General features: G+C 56.3%; 20 protein-coding genes. 5 read left to right on the top strand and 15 right to left on the bottom strand.

Translation table 11 applies throughout. The features are described from left to right. Positions 1-23 precede the first annotated feature (23 nt). From recA to EL26_RS05090, 8 genes are all read right to left on the bottom strand, one after another. Positions 24-1,064, bottom strand: a complete 1,041-nt coding sequence (gene recA / locus EL26_RS05125) for a recombinase RecA (RefSeq protein ID WP_038085494.1) — start codon at positions 1,062-1,064, stop codon at positions 24-26. A gap of 187 nt (positions 1,065-1,251) precedes the next feature. Next, the gene (locus EL26_RS05120; protein ID WP_038085269.1) at positions 1,252-2,265 is read right to left on the bottom strand and encodes a hypothetical protein; all 1,014 of its coding nucleotides are present in this window, start codon (positions 2,263-2,265) and stop codon (positions 1,252-1,254) included. A gap of 54 nt (positions 2,266-2,319) precedes the next feature. Then, the gene (locus EL26_RS05115) at positions 2,320-3,042 is read right to left on the bottom strand and encodes a metallophosphoesterase family protein (protein WP_038085267.1); all 723 of its coding nucleotides are present in this window, start codon (positions 3,040-3,042) and stop codon (positions 2,320-2,322) included. 99 nt (positions 3,043-3,141) lie between these two features. After that, the gene (locus EL26_RS05110) at positions 3,142-4,725 is read right to left on the bottom strand and encodes a DEAD/DEAH box helicase (protein WP_038085265.1); all 1,584 of its coding nucleotides are present in this window, start codon (positions 4,723-4,725) and stop codon (positions 3,142-3,144) included. A 10-nt stretch (positions 4,726-4,735) separates the two neighbouring features. Next, positions 4,736-5,989 carry a competence/damage-inducible protein A gene (locus EL26_RS05105; RefSeq protein WP_238546056.1) on the bottom strand — a complete coding sequence of 418 codons (1,254 nt, stop codon included), beginning with the start codon at positions 5,987-5,989 and terminating at the stop codon, positions 4,736-4,738. Positions 5,990-6,055: 66 nt separating this feature from the next. After that, positions 6,056-6,637, bottom strand: a complete 582-nt coding sequence (gene pgsA, locus EL26_RS05100; protein ID WP_038085264.1) for a CDP-diacylglycerol--glycerol-3-phosphate 3-phosphatidyltransferase — start codon at positions 6,635-6,637, stop codon at positions 6,056-6,058. Between the two features lies 1 nt (position 6,638). Then, a complete protein-coding gene (rimO, locus tag EL26_RS05095; RefSeq protein WP_038085262.1) occupies positions 6,639-7,985 on the bottom strand; it encodes a 30S ribosomal protein S12 methylthiotransferase RimO in 1,347 nt (448 codons plus the stop codon). A 136-nt stretch (positions 7,986-8,121) separates the two neighbouring features. After that, entirely contained in the window at positions 8,122-8,613 is a 492-nt protein-coding gene (locus EL26_RS05090; RefSeq protein WP_038085261.1) for a YajQ family cyclic di-GMP-binding protein, read from the bottom strand. Between the two features lie 189 nt (positions 8,614-8,802). Between EL26_RS05090 and EL26_RS05085 the strand changes: the two genes are divergently transcribed. Both EL26_RS05085 and EL26_RS05080 read left to right on the top strand, forming a co-directional pair. Then, on the top strand, positions 8,803-9,159 hold the full coding sequence (locus EL26_RS05085) for a YhjD family protein (RefSeq protein ID WP_038085259.1): 357 nt from the start codon (positions 8,803-8,805) through the stop codon (positions 9,157-9,159). Further along, positions 9,156-9,533, top strand: a complete 378-nt coding sequence (locus EL26_RS05080) for a hypothetical protein (RefSeq protein WP_038085258.1) — start codon at positions 9,156-9,158, stop codon at positions 9,531-9,533. The genes EL26_RS05085 and EL26_RS05080 overlap by 4 nt, the downstream gene beginning before the upstream one ends. Before the next feature lie 15 nt (positions 9,534-9,548). On the opposite strand, the gene EL26_RS05075 is transcribed toward EL26_RS05080, so the two are convergent. The 3 genes from EL26_RS05075 to EL26_RS05065 are packed head-to-tail and all read right to left on the bottom strand — an operon-like array spanning position 9,549 to position 12,227. Further along, a complete protein-coding gene (locus tag EL26_RS05075) occupies positions 9,549-10,376 on the bottom strand; it encodes a helix-turn-helix domain-containing protein (RefSeq protein ID WP_038085256.1) in 828 nt (275 codons plus the stop codon). Between the two features lie 37 nt (positions 10,377-10,413). After that, positions 10,414-11,190, bottom strand: a complete 777-nt coding sequence (locus EL26_RS05070; protein ID WP_238546055.1) for a DUF3388 domain-containing protein — start codon at positions 11,188-11,190, stop codon at positions 10,414-10,416. 23 nt (positions 11,191-11,213) lie between these two features. Continuing rightward, on the bottom strand, positions 11,214-12,227 hold the full coding sequence (locus tag EL26_RS05065; protein WP_038085251.1) for a type 1 periplasmic-binding domain-containing protein: 1,014 nt from the start codon (positions 12,225-12,227) through the stop codon (positions 11,214-11,216). Positions 12,228-12,392: 165 nt separating this feature from the next. Between EL26_RS05065 and EL26_RS05060 the strand changes: the two genes are divergently transcribed. Together EL26_RS05060 and EL26_RS26575 are read left to right on the top strand one after the other, a co-directional pair. After that, entirely contained in the window at positions 12,393-13,628 is a 1,236-nt protein-coding gene (locus EL26_RS05060) for an MFS transporter (protein ID WP_052036015.1), read from the top strand. Between the two features lie 254 nt (positions 13,629-13,882). Further along, positions 13,883-14,860, top strand: a complete 978-nt coding sequence (locus tag EL26_RS26575; protein ID WP_081856986.1) for a peptidylprolyl isomerase — start codon at positions 13,883-13,885, stop codon at positions 14,858-14,860. Between the two features lie 58 nt (positions 14,861-14,918). On the opposite strand, the gene EL26_RS05050 is transcribed toward EL26_RS26575, so the two are convergent. Further along, entirely contained in the window at positions 14,919-17,099 is a 2,181-nt protein-coding gene (locus tag EL26_RS05050; RefSeq protein WP_052036014.1) for a S53 family peptidase, read from the bottom strand. Between the two features lie 397 nt (positions 17,100-17,496). On the opposite strand from EL26_RS05050, the gene EL26_RS05045 reads away from it, so the two are divergent. Beyond that, complete coding sequence (locus tag EL26_RS05045) at positions 17,497-17,847, top strand: hypothetical protein (RefSeq protein WP_052036013.1); 351 nt, start codon at positions 17,497-17,499, stop codon at positions 17,845-17,847. A 179-nt stretch (positions 17,848-18,026) separates the two neighbouring features. Here the strand turns inward: EL26_RS05045 and EL26_RS05040 are convergent, their stop codons facing one another. The 3 genes from EL26_RS05040 to EL26_RS05030 form a co-directional block, all read right to left on the bottom strand. Then, positions 18,027-18,212, bottom strand: coding sequence for a hypothetical protein (locus tag EL26_RS05040; protein ID WP_038085248.1), 186 nt, complete (start codon positions 18,210-18,212; stop codon positions 18,027-18,029). Positions 18,213-18,320: 108 nt separating this feature from the next. Further along, a complete protein-coding gene (locus EL26_RS05035) occupies positions 18,321-18,524 on the bottom strand; it encodes a helix-turn-helix domain-containing protein (protein WP_038085245.1) in 204 nt (67 codons plus the stop codon). Positions 18,525-18,596: 72 nt separating this feature from the next. Beyond that, a complete protein-coding gene (locus EL26_RS05030) occupies positions 18,597-19,685 on the bottom strand; it encodes an HD-GYP domain-containing protein (protein ID WP_038085243.1) in 1,089 nt (362 codons plus the stop codon). Between the last annotated feature and the right edge of the window lie 155 nt (positions 19,686-19,840).

Genomic DNA, 19,840 nt, shown 5'->3' with positions numbered 1-19,840 from the left:
GTTCTGCGGAGTCAGACGCCTGCTTAGAACTCCAGCAGTTCGCCGTCCATCTCTTGGTCAGCCAGCTCTTCCGCCGTCGCTTTGAAAGTGGCAGCTGCTGCTTTGCCGACGTTGTGGTACTCACGGATCTTGGACTCGATTCTGAAGGCGACTTCCGGATGATCCTTGAGGAATTGCTTGGCGTTCTCGCGGCCTTGCCCGAGGCGCTCGTCTTCGTAGGAATACCACGCGCCGGACTTCGCTACGATGTCGAGCTCGGTTCCCATGTCCACGAGGGTTCCTTCGCGGGAGATGCCTTCGCCGAACACGATGTCGACTTCCGCTTGACGGAACGGCGGTGCCACTTTGTTCTTGACGACCTTGATGCGGGTGCGGTTGCCGACGGTGTCGTTGCCTTGCTTGATCGCTTCGGCACGGCGCACGTCCAGACGCACGGTGGAGTAGAATTTCAGCGCGCGGCCGCCCGTGGTGGTTTCCGGGTTGCCGAACATGACGCCGACTTTTTCACGAATTTGGTTGATGAAGATAGCGATCGTCTTGGATTTGTTGATGGCGCCGGCGAGCTTGCGCAGCGCTTGCGACATGAGACGAGCTTGCAGACCGACGTGAGAGTCGCCCATCTCGCCCTCGATTTCCGCTTTCGGCACCAGTGCCGCTACGGAGTCGACGACGATGATGTCGACCGCACCGGAGCGCACGAGCGCTTCGGCGATCTCCAGCGCTTGTTCCCCGGTGTCCGGTTGCGCGATCAACAGTTCGTCGATGTTGACGCCCAGTTTCGCCGCATAGGTCGGGTCGAGCGCATGTTCAGCGTCGATGAACGCCGCTTGACCGCCTGCGCGCTGCACTTCTGCAATCGCATGGAGGGTGACGGTCGTTTTACCGGAGGATTCCGGACCGTAGACTTCGATGATACGCCCGCGCGGGTACCCGCCCACGCCAAGCGCAATATCCAACGCCAAGGAACCTGACGAGATGACTTCGACGTTCATCGAGTTTGCCGCCTCGCCGAGTTTCATGACGGAACCTTTGCCGAATTGCTTTTCGATCTGGCGCAGAGCCATGTCCAGCGCCGCTTTGCGATCGTTTGCCAATGGTTACACTCCCCTTTATCCTAACTCACGAAGCACTAGCCATTCCCAAACTAGTATTTCGCGATGGTTTCTCCAAGTCCTGCCCTTATTATATAATGATTCAAAAGAAAAAGCAAACGTTTGTTCGCAAAAAGACCCGGCGATTTTCACCGGGCTTTTAGCGTTGCAACAAGTATTGGTTGAGCACACCGCCGGCGCGCTTCCACACGACTTGGGCGGCTTTGGTTTTGAAATCATAGCGAAACAGCGCGCGCAGCCGGGTCTGGTAGCCGTACTTGTCGGTGTGATACGGCTCGTTGGCGAGAGCAGCCGTGAAAAAGAAGCCCCGCCCGTCCGGCGCGTACTGCGGCTGTTTCAGTTCCGCCATCCCGCCCTGCTCTTTCAAGACGGATTGCGAGTGGCCGGTCGTCAAATCGATGTGCTGGATCGAATAGCGCATGCGCTCTTCATGCGGCCACTGCACCGCCGCATAGAGCGCGTGCTCTCCGTCGGACGACAGCGAGACATCGAGCACTTGCTTGTCCGACTCGCCGACGTGCCGGGCTTGCTGCGAATTTCCCGCCTGATACAAAACCAAGTCGTACGTCGGCGACTCGGCGGGCATCTCCAGTTTGTGCCCTTCGTCGAGTTTCGCCTGTTCTTCGCGAAGCGAATACACCCACGCGAGCAGGTCGCCCGTCTGCGGGTTGACGTCGAAACTCTGCACGCTCTCGTCGCGTTCGTCGGGGTTCCAGATTTCCGTTTGGTCTTTTTCCAAGTCGTACGCGGCGATCTGGGCGTTCTTGCGGTCCTTTTGGACCACTCGCAAGAACAGCTTGCCGTGTTTTTTGTCCAAACGCAGGTTGTCAATCCGCGCAAACCCCTTGGTCAATTGGCGGCGGGACTTGTTGTCGAGGTTGACTTCCTCCAATTGCAACTGCTGGTCGGTGTCGCGTCCGGCTTCATAGAGCCGCTTGCCGTCGGCCGCGAGCACGGCAACTTGTCCCCCGCCGTGCTCGGCAAGGTCCAAGAGATCGGCGGATCCGGCTTCCGATTGAACTTGATAGTGGTGCACCGCTTCTTCTCCGTCCGTGAAGGCGATCAACAACTTCGGCTGCGCATTCCCGAACCCGCTGCAGAGAAGCGCGCCAAGCAACACGCCTGCCGCTTGCAACCCGAATCGTTTCCGCATCGTAAGTAGCTCCTTACCATTGTGTTTTCCTGTAAGATAACACAACGGATGGAATTACATACTTCGACGGGACACCCTGTACGCGGAAATGCCGTCCGGGCCAATCTCCAAGCAATTCAGCTGTTGCCCGAACACGCAACCGCCGTCGACGCCGATGATCTTCTCTCCAAACCAGATGTCGCCGCAGTTTTCGTCACCATGCAGGCGGGACGTCGGCGTGTGCCCGAACACGACAACCCCCGGCGCCTGATGCGGGGTGAAATGGAATTCATCTCGAATCCAGCGAAACGCCGATTTTTCCGTCTGCTTCCAATCGGACTCCGCCGGGTCAATTCCCGCATGGACAAAAATATACCCTTCTGCTTCATGGTAGTCGGGCAACTTCTGCAAAAAGTCCATTTGCTCCGCATATCGCTCCCGAATCAAGCGGCGGGCAGCGTCCTCATATCCCGTGACGCCAAACGGCCGGCAGTAGCTGTCGATCGTCTCCCGCCCGCCGACGAATTCGCGCAAGTAAAACGCCGAGCGTTCGCTTTCGTCCAGCCACTCCAAGAACACTTCCTCATGGTTGCCGCCCAGCGCCACGACTCCATAGTTCCGCACCAGCTCCATCACCCGCTCCACAACGCCTCGGGAATCCGGTCCGCGGTCGACATAGTCGCCCAAAAGGATCAAGCGCTCGGAGTCCGGGTTGTACTTCGCCACGCGCAGCAATTCCTCAAATTCTTCGCGGCATCCGTGGATGTCGCTGATCACTTTGTATGTGTTTTGGATCATCCCTGCAACTCCTTACATATTTCAACAAATATTGTTCAACAAAAGGGCTGTTGACGTATAAAGTAGTGTCAACAGCCCATCGTGATTTGTCGAAATGATCTACTTGCGAACTGCGCGTTCGCGCGGACGCGCCGGCTCCAAATTGACACGAGCCCCGTTCATGCGGGACTTGCGCAACGCTTCATAGACAAACGGCGCGGACTCTTCCTGCACCTCGACAAACGTAAACTTGTCGAAGATGTCGATCTTGCCGACCGCGTTGCCCGGAATTCCGGCTTCCTCGGAGATGAAGCGAACGAGGTCGGACGGTCCGATTTTGGCAGAGCGCCCGATGTTGACGAAGAAGCGCACCATGCCCGGCGCACCGCCCGTCTCCCCGAAGTTGTAATCGGTCTCCGGCTCTTCGAAATCTTCGCCGCTGGCGATCTTCAAAGCGGCAGATGCGAGGTCAAGCGGGTCAAACTCGTCGACGAGGCCCGCGAGGATCGCGCGGTACGTCGCCAATTTGCCGTCTTGCACCGTGCGCACGAGACGGTCGCGCCAAACTTCCGCTTGGCGTTCCGCTACGTCTGCCAGCGTCGGAACTTCGCGGGCGACGAGCTTGCCCTTGGTTTCCTTCTCGATGAGCTTGAGCATCTTGAATTCGGCCGGCGTGACCATCGTGATGGCAAGGCCCTTTTTCCCGGCGCGGCCGGTTCGTCCGATGCGGTGCACATACGATTCCGGGTCTTGCGGGACATCGTAGTTGACGACGTGGGTGACGTTTTCCACGTCGATCCCGCGCGCCGCAACGTCGGTGGCGATCAGCAGCTGGATGTCGTTGGTGCGGAACTTGCGCATGACGCGGTCGCGCTGCGCCTGCGAGAGGTCGCCGTGCAAGCCGTCCGCGAGGTAGCCGCGGGACATCAGCGCATCGCTCAACTCGTCAACGCCGCGCTTCGTGCGGCAGAAGATGATGCCGAGTTCCACTTCTTCGCTGTCGACGATACGGCACAAACTTTCCAATTTGGTGCGCTCCAAGACTTTGTAATACACCTGCTCGATCAGCGGGACGGTCACCTCCCCGCGGTTGATCGTGACGTTGACCGGGTCTTTCATGTAGCGCACAGACAGGCGCTTGACTTCCGGCGGCATCGTCGCCGAGAACAGCAGCGTCTGACGATCGGACGGCGTTTCGCGCAGAATCGCTTCGATGTCCTCGATAAAGCCCATGTCGAGCATTTCATCCGCTTCGTCAAGCACGGCGACGCGCAGCTTGTCGAGTTTGAGCGTGCCGCGGCGCAAGTGATCCAGCACGCGGCCCGGCGTCCCGATGACGACTTGCACGCCTTGTTGAAGCGCGCGAATCTGGGAGCCGATCGACTGTCCGCCGTAGATCGGCAGGGTTTTCACGCGCTTGTACTTGGCGATCTTGCGCATCTCGCCCGCCACTTGGATCGCCAGTTCGCGGGTCGGCGTCAAAATCAGCGCTTGTACGGGCTTGGCGGTCGACACCATCTCGACGAGCGGAATCCCGAATGCCGCCGTCTTGCCGGTCCCGGTCTGCGCTTGCCCGATCACGTCCAGCCCCTCCAAGACTTTCGGAATGCACTGCACTTGAATCGGAGACGGTTCTTCAAACCCCATGTCGCTGATGGCTTGGTAGACCTTTTTGTTCAGATTTAATTCAGAGAAAGTCGTCATATAGCAAAAATCACCTTTCGTTTTGGATGCGTTCGATCAAGCTGTGCAGGGCGGTGCGGGCCGCACGCAGGCGCACTTGACTGCGGTCGCCAAACAAACGGTGCTCCCCGACCGTCGTGCCGCCGGGTCCTGCAACGCCGATGTAGACAAGCCCGACCGGTTTCTCGGCAGTCCCTCCGCCGGGTCCTGCAATGCCGGTCACCGAAATTGCCCACTCCACGCCCATGACTTTGCGGGCGCCTTCCGCCATCTGCTTGGCTGTTTGTGCGCTGACCGCCCCGTGCTCGCGGAGCACTTGCGAGTCGACGCCGAGCACCTTCTCCTTGATCGTGTTGTCATAGGCGACGATGCTGCCGTAGAAGTAGTCCGAACAGTTCGGAATGTCGGTCAGCAATTGTCCGATCAGGCCGCCGGTGCAGCTCTCGGCCGTCACCATGCGCTCGCCCCGTTCGCGGAGCAACAGCCCCGGTTTTACCGGCAACGTCTCGTCGTCCACTCCGTACACGTAATGCCCGATCCGCTCGCGTATCGCGCTCTCCACCGGAGCGATCAACGCCCGCGCTTCTGCTTCGTTCGCGCTGCTCGCCGTCAACCGGATCGTGCAGCCCGCCTCCGACGCATACGGCGCGACAGTCGGATTGGACTGGGCATCGATGATGTCCTTGATCTTGAGCACCAGTGCCGATTCCCCGATGTTGAACGTATGCAGGTAGCGGGAAGCAAACACTTGCTTGGCTTCCCCCTGCACGCGTTGCAAAATCGGGAGCACTTGCTCTTGGTACATGCCCTTAAGTTCGGCCGGAGGTCCCGGCAGCAGGAAGTAGTGCACGCCGTCCGCCTCGATGTACTGACCGGGAGCGGTGCCTCGCGGATTGTCAAGGACGGTAGCTCCCTCGATCACCAACGCTTGCTGCTTGTTGTTTTCAGGCATCTCTCTGCCACGATATGTATAAAAGCTCCGAATATGTTCAACAATCTCGTCTGACAAAATCAGGTTTTTCCCGAGAAACGACGCCACAACTTGGCGAGTTAAGTCATCTTCCGTCGGACCCAAACCGCCGCAGAGAATGATCACGTCGGCCCCCCGCTGCTTGGCAATCCCCAGGACTTTTTGCGCTCTCTCCAAATTGTCGCCCACGACCGCGTGGTGGTATACGGCGATGCCGATCTCCGCCATCCGTTGCGAGAGGTATTGCGCGTTGGTGTTGCTGATTTGCCCCATCAGCAACTCCGTGCCGACGGCGATCAATTCCGCGTTCATCATTCGACTCTCCTCCTTAGAAAAAGAGTAGCCAGTCGGAGTGAATCCGCCGGCTACCTTCTGCTGTCATCAGGCTTCTTGAATCGCTGATTTGTTTTTGACGAAGTAATCCACACCCGACCAAGCGGTGATGATCACCATGACGTAGACCATCAACAGGTCGAAGCGGAAGTTGAAGATGTAAAACGGAAAATTGTCGAGAATCAGCGAGACCACGGCAATGATTTGGAACGTGGTTTTCCACTTCGCCAGATTGGAAGCTGCGATCACCGTGCCGTTGGCCGCTGCGACGAGGCGCAGACCGGTGACGGCAAATTCGCGCGAGATGATCACGATGGCAATCCAAGCGTCCAGACGCCCCATCTCAACCAACGAGATCAGAACGGCGGAGATCAACAATTTATCTGCCAATGGGTCCAGGAACTTCCCGAAGTTGGTCACCATTTTCCGACTGCGCGCAATATAGCCGTCCAGACCGTCCGTAACCGCCGCGATGATAAAAATCAACGCGGCAATCAGATCCGAGACGGACGTTTGATGCCCGAGGAAGCTAAACTTCCCGAGATTCAAGCGCACCAACAAGAAAAACATCACGATGGGTACCAAGGAGATCCTGGCTAAAGTAATGCGGTTAGCCAGATTGAACTTCACCTTAGACAGCCTCCCCCGAGAGGTCAAAATCGAACGCGTGCGTGACGCGAACTTTGATCATATCGCCGACTTGCGCGTCGGAATTTGCCACAAACACGAGACCGTCGATGTCGCGGGCGTCGAATTGGGTACGGCCGACGCGAACGGACGGATCTTCTTCATCGAACTTCTCCACGAGCACATCGAGCACTTGGCCGACATGGCGGGCTTGGCGAGCCGCTGCGACTTCACGCGCGACTTCCATCAAAATGTTCGAGCGGCGCTCTTTGACTTCGTCCGGGACTTGAGACGCAAATTCCGCAGACGGAGTGCCTTCTTCCGGCGAGTAGGTGAACACGCCGATATGGTCGAATTCAAGCTCGCGCACGAAGTTGCAGAGGTTCTCGAAGTCTTCGTCCGTTTCGCCCGGGAACCCGACGATAATCGAAGTGCGCAACGCCACGTTCGGCACGCGCTCGCGGATCTTCTTGACCAGTTTGCGCACGCCCGCTTGGTGGCCCGGACGCTGCATCGATTTCAAGATGCGGTCTTCGGAGTGCTGCAGCGGCATGTCGATGTACTTCGCCACTTTCTCGCAACGGGCGATCGCATCGATCACTTCATCGGTGAAGAAGCCCGGGTACGCGTAATGCAAACGAATCCAGTGCAGACCTTCCACGTTGTTGAGCGCTTCGAGCAAATCGGCGAGGCGGCGTTGTTTGTAAATGTCGATGCCGTAGTCGGTGGTGTCTTGCGCGATCAAGATGACTTCCTTCACGCCTTGCTCCACCAACTGCTCTGCTTCGGACACGATCGATTCGATCGGACGCGAACGCAGTTTGCCGCGCATCGTCGGGATGATGCAGAACGTGCAGGCATGGTTGCACCCTTCCGCTATTTTGATATACGCCGAGATGTTGCCGGACGTGTGCACGCGCGGGGTGTTCTCGTCATAGAGGTAGATCGGGTTGCCCGCCGAGAAGAACTGCGGACGGGAGCCTGTCAGCGATTCCTCGATCAGATCGGTGATCTGAATGAAGTCCTGCGTGCCGACGATGCCGTCGATCTCCGGAATTTCTTGCATGAGTTCGTCCTTGTAGCGCTGCGCCATGCAACCGGCGACGAGCACGGATTTCACGTTCGCCGTTTCTTTGAGGTTGGCCATTTGCAGAATCGTTTCGACCGACTCCGCTTTGGCGTCGTCGATAAAACCGCAAGTGTTGACGACGACGACGTCCGCGTCTTCCGCGTTGTCGACAATCGTGTATTCCTTGCCTTGGACAATCCCCATCATGACTTCAGAATCTACGAGATTTTTTTCACAACCGAGTGTTACGAAGTGGACTTTTTGTGCAGTTTTTTGCGTCACAGTGCTGTATCCTCCATCTATCGCCTACAGGCGCTGACCTATAAAGACATGCTGCCAATAGTATAAACCATGTAAGAAAAGGTGTCAAAAAACGAACAGGGTCTCTGTGTTGCAGAGGCCCTGTTTGCGCGCGTCTCTATCGGTAGTTGGTAAATTGCAAATCGATCGGCAAATCGCTGTTCTTAACCAATTGGATCACCGCTTGCAGGTCGTCGCGGCTCTTGCCGGTAACGCGCACTTGATCGCCTTGCACGGACGCTTGCACTTTGATTTTGGAGTCCTTGATGATCTTGACGATCTTCTTGGCGTTGTCTTGATCAAGGCCCTGCTTGAGTTTCGCCACTTGGCGAACCGTGCCGCCGGACGCCGGTTCCACTTTGCCGAAATCAAGCGATTTAAGCGAGATGCCGCGCTTGATCATCTTGCTCTCCAAAATATCGATGACCGACTTCAATTTGAACTCGTCGTCGCTGGCGAGCGTGATGTCTTTCTCTCCGAGCTCGATGGAGCTCTTGCTGTTCTTAAAGTCAAAGCGGCCGGTCATCTCCTTGACCGCTTGGTTCACCGCGTTGTCCATCTCCTGCATGTTGATCTCGCTGACGATGTCAAAAGACGGGTCCTTCGCCATCGCTATCGCCTCCTGTCTCTTGCGTATGTATCGATTTCATTATACCAGTGCCATCTCTTTCCTGCAAAAAACGCCCTTTACACGAATCTGCGTTCGGGTTTAGAATACGAACATACGTACTAGGGAACAATTGTTCGCAAGAACGTTCGTTCCTTTGCGGGCGGAGTTTTTTTTCGGGAGGAAAGCAGGATGGCGGAATCCTTTCAATCGCTCGTTTCAATCAAGAGCGTGCTGGTCATGCACCTGCTGCGCCAACAGATCGAAGAGGATCTCACGTTGCTGACGGCCGCTTCTCTGAATTTGTCCGACTGTCTGATCCGACGGCTTCAGGATCTGCACGGTTTGCTCTTAACCCGCATCGCCGAACAGAAACGGCTGTTGCGGCGCCACAGCGTCCGCGTCACCGAACAACAAAAAAACAGCCTGGACTTCACGATCGCCTACGTGGAGCGCGGCTATCGGGTCCAGCACTGTTTCTTGATGGCAACGTTGCAAGCAGAAGCTGAAATTCTCTTCAACACCCTGCTCGAAGGAGGCACAGCATGAACGGCAAAGAAGAACTGAGGCTCGCACGAGCCCTGTATCAACTGAGAATCTACTTTGAATCGATCCAAATCCCTCTGACGCTGCAAGAGCTGTATCAATTGACGTACGGTGAGCAGTGGCAAGAGATGCCCGGCGCGCTTTGGCTGAACCATCTCGACCAAGACGCGTACGTGACCGCCGGTCTGGAGGAGTTCCACACGCTGAAGACCATCTTGCAGACGATGGACGAGGCTGGACTCGGTCTGCTCCTCTCAACCCTTGAAGAAGAGACCGCGCGGCTCGGTGTCCACGTCTTCGTGCCCTCGCCAGGTTTCTACGCCAATTACTACCGTCACCGCAGCCGGCCCCGCGACCCGGACGAGCCTGAGTCCTGACCTGCCGCTTCGGCTCTATTGCTTTTGAAACGCGTAGGTATAACCGCGCAATTGCGGTTCAAACGACACCGGGAGATCGTTCATCTTGAGGGTGATGAATTTTGATTTGCCGGTCAGCACGGCAATGTCTTTCGTTGCCGTCCACGTGCGGGATTCGCCGTTTTTCACAATGCCTGTCTCGACAACTTTGCCGTCTGCCGTCACTTGCACCCAGCAATTGTCTTGTGCGGTGAGCACCAGCGACAAGTTGTCGGCGTTTGCGACCGAGTACAGCGTGCGGTTGGCTTCCTTCGCCGATTGCGTGACGGTAACTGCCGGTTTCGGCGGTTCCGGTTGCGGCTGAGGAGCCGGGGTCGGGGCCGGAGCAGTCTGCACGGACGGCGTCATGTCTTGCGCGTTTGCCGTCGCTTGCGTTTGAGCCGGACCCTTGTCTTTCGAGTCTTCGCTTCTCACCAGCAGCACATACGCCGCCACCAGCACGGCCAACACCCCGACGCCCGCGACGATCTGCGGCAACAGGCGCGAATTGCCGATGGACGACTTCGACACATCGACACTGGACGGTTTTTTGATGGAACGGCGCAACGACTCCACCGGAGCGGTCTCAGCCGCCGGCTGAATCAGATCGTGACGCTCCAGCAGTTCGTGTCCGTTCATCCCGAGGTATTCGGCATAGCTCTTGATAAAGCCGCGCGCATACACGAGACCCGGCAGCGCGGACAGATCACCCTGTTCGATCGCTTCCAGATAACGGGTGCGAATCTTGGTGTCCGCCTGCACTTGTTCGAGCGTCAAGCCTTTCTGCTCACGCGCTTGTTTGATTTCTGTTCCGAGTTCCTGCACGTTGCAATACCTCCTTCGAGAGTCTCTGCTGTCGATCTTAACTGATATCGAAGGATGAGAATCCGGTTTGAATCATCTGGTACGAGATCTCTTCATCGGGTTCGTTGCGCAACTCGATGATGCGGTCGAAGTGCTCCCATCCAAATTCCGTCTCGCGGACGAAGATATCCGGATGCTCAATCACTTTCGGTGCTTCCAGTCGCATGATCTCGCGAACGAGGGAACGGTGCTGATCGTTGGCTCTGTGCGTGGACACGATACCATCCAAGATGAACACCATGTTTTCAGCAAACATTTCGTCTTCGTCCAGACGCGTTCGGACCGTTTGACGCAACAGTGTTGACGAGACGAACGACCACCGCTTGTTCGCGTACACAGACGCGGCGACAATCGACTCCGTCTTCCCGACGCGCGGCATCCCTCGGATTCCAATAACCTGATTTCCTTCCTTTTTTAGTAATTCCCCCAAAAAATCGACAAGAATTCCAAGTTGGTTCCTCGTAAATTTATACGTCTTGGTGTTCTCCGAAGATTCCCGTTGGATGAACACGCCGTGACGCAGAGCCAAGCGGTCGAGCAACGTCGGTTGACGCAAGGCTGTGACCGTGATGTTCTCGACTTTCCGCAGCATGGATCGAAGCGCGGAGATCTTCTGCCGGTCGTTGGTGGTCAACAGGAACCCCCGGTTGAATTCATCGACGCCGCTGACGGTGTGGATGTTGATGGAGAGCATCCCGAGCAACGATGCGATGTCGCCGAGCAAACCCGGACGGTCCTTGTGAATGTGATATTCCAGATACCATTGTTCTTCCAACGTATACAACCCCTTTTCTCTCTCTACCAGGTTTCCGGTTTGAGCGCACCGGACGCGAGCTGCTCTTGAATCAAATCCAAGCGCGTGGCCAAGTCTTTGTCGAGGAACAGCTCCGGCTGCGTCAAATTGAAGACCTGTTTCGCCTGCAATTCCACGCTTTGCCCCGCCGCCCACTTACCGGCTTGCAGCAATTGGCTTTCTTCACCCACCGCTTCCTGCAACAACGTCGCGGGTTGCGCCACACAATTGGATTGATATGCCAGCCCCTTCGTACTTTGATCCGTACGAATGCATTTCATACCCCGATCGCGGATCTTCGCCCAGACATCGTCCGGCATCTCGTCGAGAAGCAAAAGCGAGCGTCCGCTGAGCGTCGCTTTCTGATTGGTAACGTTCGATGCTGCTTTTCCGGTATTCGACGGCGGCGGCGGAAGAATGGCGTCCTTCGATACTTGGATCGGAGCGTCCTTGCGCCCTGCGAAGCGCACGCCCGCGAGCACCGTTTGCCAATCCGGGTCGCTGGAAGGACGGGTCTTGTCTACATATACGCTAAACGGAGCGCTTGATTCCTTGTTCGCTTCTGCGGCCAGAAATCCAGCGAGAAACAGCACGTTTTTGTGAACGGCGGTCAAGGAGCGAACGTTCGACAGATGAGGAACGTTCTCATCTCCCAGCACGGCAAAGCGCTTCTCCGGGTGTTTCTGCGCCACTGCTTGCAGGTTGTCCGACGCATTCCCCAGCAAGATGAGATCCACGCCCGGCGAAGCGGCCGCTTTGTCCAACGCGGCGGCGGCATCTGCCGGCTTCTCCAGCCACGTGACGTTGGTGGCCATCGCTTGGGTGGCGGCAAGTTGGCTCACCATGCCTTGGATGGCAGTTTTCTGCGCATCGCCGGGTGATACGGCGATCACGGAGAGGGCCCACTTGACTTTCGTAGGTTTGAGTTGTTCAAATTCCGGCTGATGACAACCGGAGATCAGGACAGCCGATGCAGCGACTGCGGCTGCGAAAGCCGCGAAACGTCGATTGAATTTCATAACAAATTACGTACACTCCTGCCTGTATAATGCGTTAATTGCAAAAACACATTCAAAATTAGTATAACACAGCCCTCAACAGTTCGGGATGAGAAATTTTCCATTCCTAACCGTCTCTCAAACCGGGAACGCTTGTATCATCTACCCCTGCATGAGGAGGAGTCCATGAATCGCAACGCAGAGACACCGCATGAAACCCTGCCGCCCAGCGGGAGGTGGTTGCTCGCGGTCAACGCGCTTTTTGCGGGTGCGAGCGCCCTTTCAAACACATTTTTGAACATCTACCTCTGGAAACTGGTTCGGGGTCTGGAACAGATTGCGCTGTACAACTTCTTGATCTTTCTCTTCACAGCTCTTGGGTACGTGGGTGCCGGATGGCTGGCCAAACGGACAGACCGTCTCTATACGTTACGTTTGGGCGTCTCGTTTCTGGCGGTCTTCTACGTGCTGATTCTCGTGCTCGGTCCTCGCGTCGCCGAGACGTATCCGTGGCTGGGCTGCTTGCAAGGAGCCGGAGCCGGCTTCTATTGGCTGTCGATGCAGGTACTGGTCTTCGAGGTCACAGAGCCGGAAACGCGCGATTCTTTCAACGGTGTGAACGGGTTTCTCGTCGCCGTCGCCAGCGGTGCGGCTCCCCTGCTCGCCGGAAAATTGCTGACGGCGCTTCCGGAAAGCGGATACCGCATGTTGTTCATGCTCTCGTTTGCCATGTTCACCGCTTCCGTCCTCTGCACGTGGCGGCTGGAACACCGCACTTCCCCGCCGGACTACAACTTGCGCTTGGGGTTCAGCCCAGCGTCACACGGTCCGCTGTGGCGGCGCAAACTCTTGGTTTCGTTCTTCCTCGGATTCCGCGAGGGCGTGCTGATCTTCCTCCCGTTCTTGCTCGTGTTCTTGGTGACCGGCAACGAACTCACCGCTTCGCGCTACCTGTTGATGACTTCGATCGCTTCTCTGGTCGCGTATTACATCGTCAAACGCTTCCTGACGTTTGATCGGCGGCTGCTTTTCGTGACGGTGTCCGGACTGATGCTGGCGGCGTCCGTTCTCCTGTTGTTGTTTCAGGTGAACACGTTCTCGCTGTTCGTCTTCGGGTTGCTTAATTCCCTGTTCAGCCCGTTGTTGCTGATCCCCTACTCCTGTCACTCCTATGACGTCATGGGTCGGCTGCCGGACGCGGTGCATCGCAAAGTCGAGTACCTCGTCGTGCGCGAAGTGGCGATCAACTCCGGACGTTGCCTATCGCTGGGCGCTTTGATCGCGTGCGAACTCTGGTTGCCGGATGCCCTGTCCAACCGCATCGCTTTTTTGATCGTCGGGCTCTCCCCGCTCTTCGGCCTGATCCTCTTCCGCCGCTCCTCCCGCGAATTTATCTCCACGTTCTTGAAAACCAAGTGTTAAAAAAGGAACTTCGATTCTCGAAGTTCCTTACTCCTCTTGCATCTTCTCTTTTTTCTTCTTTCTATTCGACATGACCACAGCCACCACGAACGCGATCACCATCACCGTGATGAACATGAGAGCCATAAAAAAGTCCATTCCCACGCGAGCTGTACCTCCTTTATACAAATGAAACTGAATTGCTCCTATTGTACCACTTTTCCTTCCTCCGGAAACGGTCTATTATTTATTAGTAGAAGAAGGGAGGAAATCCGATGTTCACCAAAACTGCTTCCAGATTCCTGTCCGGGATCTTGCTTTCCTGCGCGTTGCTTGCTCCGAACCCCGCTTCGGCTCAAACTGCTTCACCGATCACTGTCGAGATCGACGGATTCGCCCAAACGTTCGACCAACCGCCGATCATCGTCCATGACCGCGCGCTGGTGCCGTTGCGCGCGATTTTTGAAGCGTTGGGCGCCCGCGTCTCTTGGGACGAGAGCACGCAGACGGTGACCGCCGTCAAGGGCACTGCCACGATCAAGCTCCAAATCGGCGCTGCGACCGCCTATCGAAACGGCGAAGCGCTGCCGCTAGACGTCCCGGCGCAAGTACAAAACGACCGCTCGTTGATTCCGGTTCGGTTTGTAAGCGAAGCGCTCGGCGCCCGCGTCTACTGGCACGAAGACACGCAAACTGTCGATGTGCGCACGCCGGGCGTCGCCAAACACTATGACGCCCCGCCCGCGATGAAGCTGGACACGTCCAAGGACTACACGGCTGTCGTCGACACCAACAAAGGCACGTTCAAGATTCATCTCGATCTGCAAGACGCGCCGCTGACGGTGAACAATTTTGTTTTTCTCGCCCGTGATCATTACTACGATCATGTCAAGTTCCACCGGATCATCCAGAGCTTCATGATCCAAACCGGCGACCCGACGGGCACTGGAAGCGGCGGCCCCGGCTATCGATTCCAAGACGAACTGCGGCCGAAGACCCACTACGCGCCGGGTGTTGTCGCCATGGCCAACGCAGGCCCGAACACCAACGGCAGCCAGTTTTTCATCGGCACAGGCGATGCGGTGGAAAATTTGGACCAAGCCCCGTACTACACAGTGTTTGGCGAAGTGTCGGACGGGATGGATGTCGTGGAAGCGATCGCCGCAACTCCGGTGGCGGAATCCCCCTACGGTGAACTCTCCTCTCCAACAGAGGACGTCGTGATCAACACGATCACCATCGAGGAGAAATAAGTTACACAGAAAAAACCGGGCGAATTCGCCCGGTTCCTTTCTTGTCTCTGTTTACCTATTAGTTGTACTGCAGGGAGACGTCGTCCACGTAGAAGGAAGTCGCGTTGGAAGAGTCGTTGGTGCCCAGCAGGTACACACGGATGGTTTGACCTTTGTAGCTGGAAACGTCAAACGTTTGTTTTACCCAACCGGATGCTGTTGCGTCGGACAGCGTTTGCAGCGTCGACAATACGGTGTTGCTGGTGTTGCGCAGTTGGATTTTCAGGTAGTCGTACGCGTGCGAAGTTTCCGTGGTGGAAACGTAGGTGTACATCGACAGCGTCGCGCTGGCAGCGGTCGCCGGGATGGTTACCGTTTGGTAGATCGAGTCGGTGCAGTTGTTGTAGCCGCAGAGATACGCGCTGTGGGTGCCTGCATGCGGTTTGGACGTGTCGACGAGTTCATAAGCTCCGGAGGAAGATTCGGTCCAGCCGGTGGAGCCGGATTCGAAACCGCCGTTGGTGATCAGTTCGCTGCTCGGCGGCGGCGGGGTGGTGCCGCTGTTGATGTCACGGATCAAGTTCCATGCATCCGGGGTGCCGATGCCGGTTGCGAGGTCGTAACCGGAAGTTGCCGGGTAGTACAAGTTGGTGCCGGACGTTACGTCATGGTACGCGTTGTAGGTTTGCGTGGTGTTGAACATTGCGTACAGCGTCGGGTTGGCTTGGCCCAGATTGGACTTGCCGTTCGATGCTGCGTAGTTGTTGTTCAGCGCTGCAATCCCAGCCCACAGCGGAGCCGCGCAAGAGGTACCGCCGTAGACCACCCAAGAGCCTGCCGAGTAGATGGAGTAGCCGGTTGCCGGGTCAGCAACTGCCGATACGTCCGGAACTTGGCGCATGCCGTTGGAGTAGGAGTTGGTTACGCCCGGGCCGGTTTGCCAAGACGGTTTGGAGTAGACGGTGGAAAGACCGCCGCCGCCGCCCGATTTGTTCGAGGAGGTGCCCCAAACTTTTTCGGAACCGTAGGAGGAGCCGGACAGGGTCAGGTTGGTGCCGCCTACGCCGGTTACGTACGTATCGTCCGCCGGGTTGTCAACAGACAGCTTGGTATCGCCGCAATCGTATGCGCCGTCGTCGCCTGCTGCTGCGAATACGGATTGACCTTGGGTCGCCATTTGTTGGAACACGGTGTGCAGGGAGCTCATCGAAGACGCGGAGTTGTTCGGTTCGCACAGACCCCAAGAGATGGAGACGACTTGCGCTTTGTTGTCGTTTGCGATCTTCTTGTAGGTGTCGAGCACGCCCGCGTCGGTGTTCGGACCTTCGTAGACGATGGTGTTCGCTTTCGGAGCGATCGCGTTCACGACTTCGATGTCGAGCTCAACTTCGCCTTGACCGGAGCCCGCTGCGCCGCTGTACCCGTCAACGAGCACTTTGGTCGGGGTCGGAGAGCCGAGGCTGTAGTTGTTTACGTAGGTGGTGATGTTCGATTGCACGTAGCCGTCCAATTCGAACAGAGCGACCGTTTGACCGGTGCCGTTGTAGCCTGCGGAGATCGCCGGGGCGATGTCATACGCGTTGCGCAGTTCGGTCGGGGTGTAACCGCCGGTCGGACCGGAGCCTACATTCGGTTGCAGGTTGTTCGGTTTGCCTGCCACATACGGAGAAGCCGGTTTTGCGTTGCGGTGTGCAACCGCTTCGCTGGACAGACCGTATACGCCGGTCACCACGTTGGCAATCGCCGATGGAACCACCGGAGCATCGCTGTTCGCGAAGTAGGATTCGCCCTTCGCGTTTTTGTAGTTGTTCAGGGTCACGCCGAAAGCGGATTCGATTTGTGAAGCCTTGCCTTCAACGGTGACAAATTGTTGGTCTTTCGAGATTTCCGTGACGGTCAGACCGTTGCTTTTCACGTAGGAAAGCACACTGTCGACGTCGGATTGCGCCGGGCCGAATTTGCTTGCCCATTGATCCGTAGTCAGGAACTTTTTGTAGTTCGGAGATGCCGGATCGTAGAGATCCGCGATGAAGCTGTCGATTTGGTCTGCATGTTGCAACTTGAGCGACAGGGTGAGTTGAACCTTCTCGTTCCCTGCTTTGTGACCGAGCAGTGTGCCGTGTTTCGCCGAGTTCGCTTCTTGGCCTTTCATCTTGACTTTGTCAAGACCTTGTGCCATCGTGCCTTGTACAGGCAGCAGCGCGAGACTCAGCACAGCCAGTGCGGTCGGGATCATTGCTTTCTTAAAACGCTTTGCCATGCTGTGTGTCCTCCCTTTCTCTGTGTGGAGTTCTAAGTCTTAAGTCCCTGTGACTTCCTTACCATGAACAAACGAATTTTCGTGGTAATCAGCTTTAACAAGAACTCGTTGGATTTATTGTATATAGGAATGAATTCTCTCACAATGCGATTTTTTTGAACTAGCAGTTTATCTTTTTACATAGATTCCCATCCAAGTGCGTTTCCTCGTTCCAGCGGCTGTATGTACGTAAAAATCGGCTCTCTTTTCGATACAAGCAGATTTCAGAGTTCTAAACGCCGCTCTAAACCGGCAGGAGATTTTCAGAAGCGAGGCGAAGATGGAATTAGACGCAAGTGTGCCGCCACCTTTGAATATGTATATCCATAGACGCTGGCCATGAAGGGAGTGTAGTCGAATGGCTCAGAACCATCGAAAACGTTACGAATACACGCCGGATCAAGCCCTGTATCAGTTGGACTTCTACTTGAAAGCTTTGGAGGTCCCCTTCACGGTCAAAGACCTGTACCGCAAAGCATACCAAGAGCGACTCGGCCCGCACTACAGTGACGAATGGCTGGAAGATCTGGAACATGACCCCGATGTGCAAGAGAGCATGAACGAGCCGTTCACCACCCAGTCGGTGATCGAAACGTTGATGCGCGGCGGTCACGAGCCGATCGTGCGTGCCCTGCTCCGCGAAACCCGCGAGTATGGCATCGGGTACTATCAAGCGATGATTGGTCGGATCAACAAGCGCAAGCCGTAACTTCGCGCCTTCATGTGAAAAAAGCCACCGAGTCGGCCTCGGTGGCTTTTTTTACTTCCGCTTTTGCCGGCGGTACGTCGCCAAATAAGCGAGCATCCCGACAGCAACCACGATGGTGGCTATCCAGATCCAGTGCGCCGTAAACCACAGGGAAGGCGGCACCGCGGACCCCCCCTTTCCTAGGAATCCAGATGTCGGGACAACTCTTCAACAAACCTCTTGATCGCCGCTTCTGTGCCGGGACCGAAATCGGCGTCGAGTTGCTCATATTCTTTCAAGTCGTTGCTCAGCACATCCACGAGCTGTTTGACTTCCGAGAGAGGTATCTCGTACAGGTTGATCATCTTCTGACTTTCCGACCGCACCGGAACACCTCCCTTGATGGATGGTGGCTTCCTGATTAGCATGAGCGTGCCGTGCGGTTTTTACGCGCAAAAAAAGACCAAACACGCAGTAGCGTGCTTGATCCGTTCTTACTTGCCGATTTTCGGCCAGATTTGATCAACCGGAACGTTCAGCACTTTCGCCACTTTCTGGGCGATGTGCGGCTTCGGTTGCGAATTTTGCTCGATCATGTATTCGAGCGCAAGCGGCGAAACACCGGTCAGTTCGGAAACTTTCTGCACAGTCAACCGCTGCTCTTTGAACAAGCGCTCCAGCGCGTTCTGGGATGCCATCTAGATGAGGTCCTCCTCTTCGTTGCCTTCCTCACAGTATACCATAAAAATTCCAGAAAAAAGAGAGCGACCCTAGATCGCTCTCACGATTTCAATGTATAAGTCCGATCGTTGCAACAGATCCACAAATCCGCCATCTGTGCGCAACAGCGGGCGCGTGGGGCGGTCCGGCGGGACGAGCACGACGGTTCCCACGGTGCCGTCGTTAAGCACGACTTCGTTGCCGACGAAGAACGAGGTCATCTTGCGCACAAACTTCTGCACCACCTCCGGGTCGAGCGCGCCGAACGCGTCCTGTTGCAATTCGTCGAGGACGCTGTAATAGCTCAGGGCGTCCTTGTACACCCGGCGGGACGTCATGGCGTTAAACACGTCCGCCACCGCCACGATACGGGCGATCGGCGCGATTTGTTCGTGTTGCAACCCGCGGGGGTATCCGCTCCCGTCGCAGCGTTCGTGGTGCTCGTGCGCGGCGGCTGCAACGCGGGGATTGACGCCTGAATTGCGCAAAATCTCGTAGCCGTAGTGGGCGTGATGCTTGACGATCTCATACTCCTCTTCCGTCAAACGGGAGGGTTTTTGCAAAATCGCGGGGTCAATCCGACACTTCCCGATGTCGTGCAGGGTGCCCGCCAACAGCAATTCCTCACATTCCTTCTCATCGAGTCCCATCCACTCACCGATTTGCCGGCTCAACATCCCGACTCCTACAGAATGTTGGAACGTGTACTCGTCAAACGTGCGCAAGTTGATCACCAAATGCAAGAAGTTCCGCTCTTGCGAACAGCTCTCGGCAAAATCGCGCAGCAGGCGTTTCGTGGTCCCCAATTCCACACGCCCGTTCGCCTGTGCTTCCCGGAACAAGTCTTCCATGCACTCGATCATAGAGCTGTTATGGTCAAAGATCGTAGGTTTGGGCTGGGAGCTGACGTGTGTCGGTTCCGCCGGGCTCTCCTCTTGCAACGGAGCGGCCGGGCCGATCATCGCTTCGGCGACCCAAACTTCAATGATTCCCATCTGCTTCAACCGCACGATCAGGGAAGGGGTCAAATGCGTTGCGTTTGGCAACACCAGCTGTCCCCGATCATTGAGCACGTCCCGCGACAGGACCGCCCCTTCTTGCAGGCGGGTGACATAGACTTTTCTCTCTTGAATCATCATGGTTCTCCTCTCCCCAACCCCGAAATTCTCCGATTGACACGCTGTCACTGAAAATTATACCATCGCCCCTAAAAAGTGTATAGTCAGATACTTAATGCGAATTAACGAAAAGGAGCCCCGTTAAGGGGCTCCTTACGTTGTTGAAAGATTGGATT

Origin of the sequence: Tumebacillus flagellatus (genome assembly GCF_000714935.1) — a bacterium.
GTDB classification, from domain to species: Bacteria; Bacillota; Bacilli; order Tumebacillales; family Tumebacillaceae; genus Tumebacillus; species Tumebacillus flagellatus.
The sequence above is the reverse complement of the archived record's forward strand: the minus strand, read 5'-3'. Positions and strand labels throughout refer to the sequence as shown.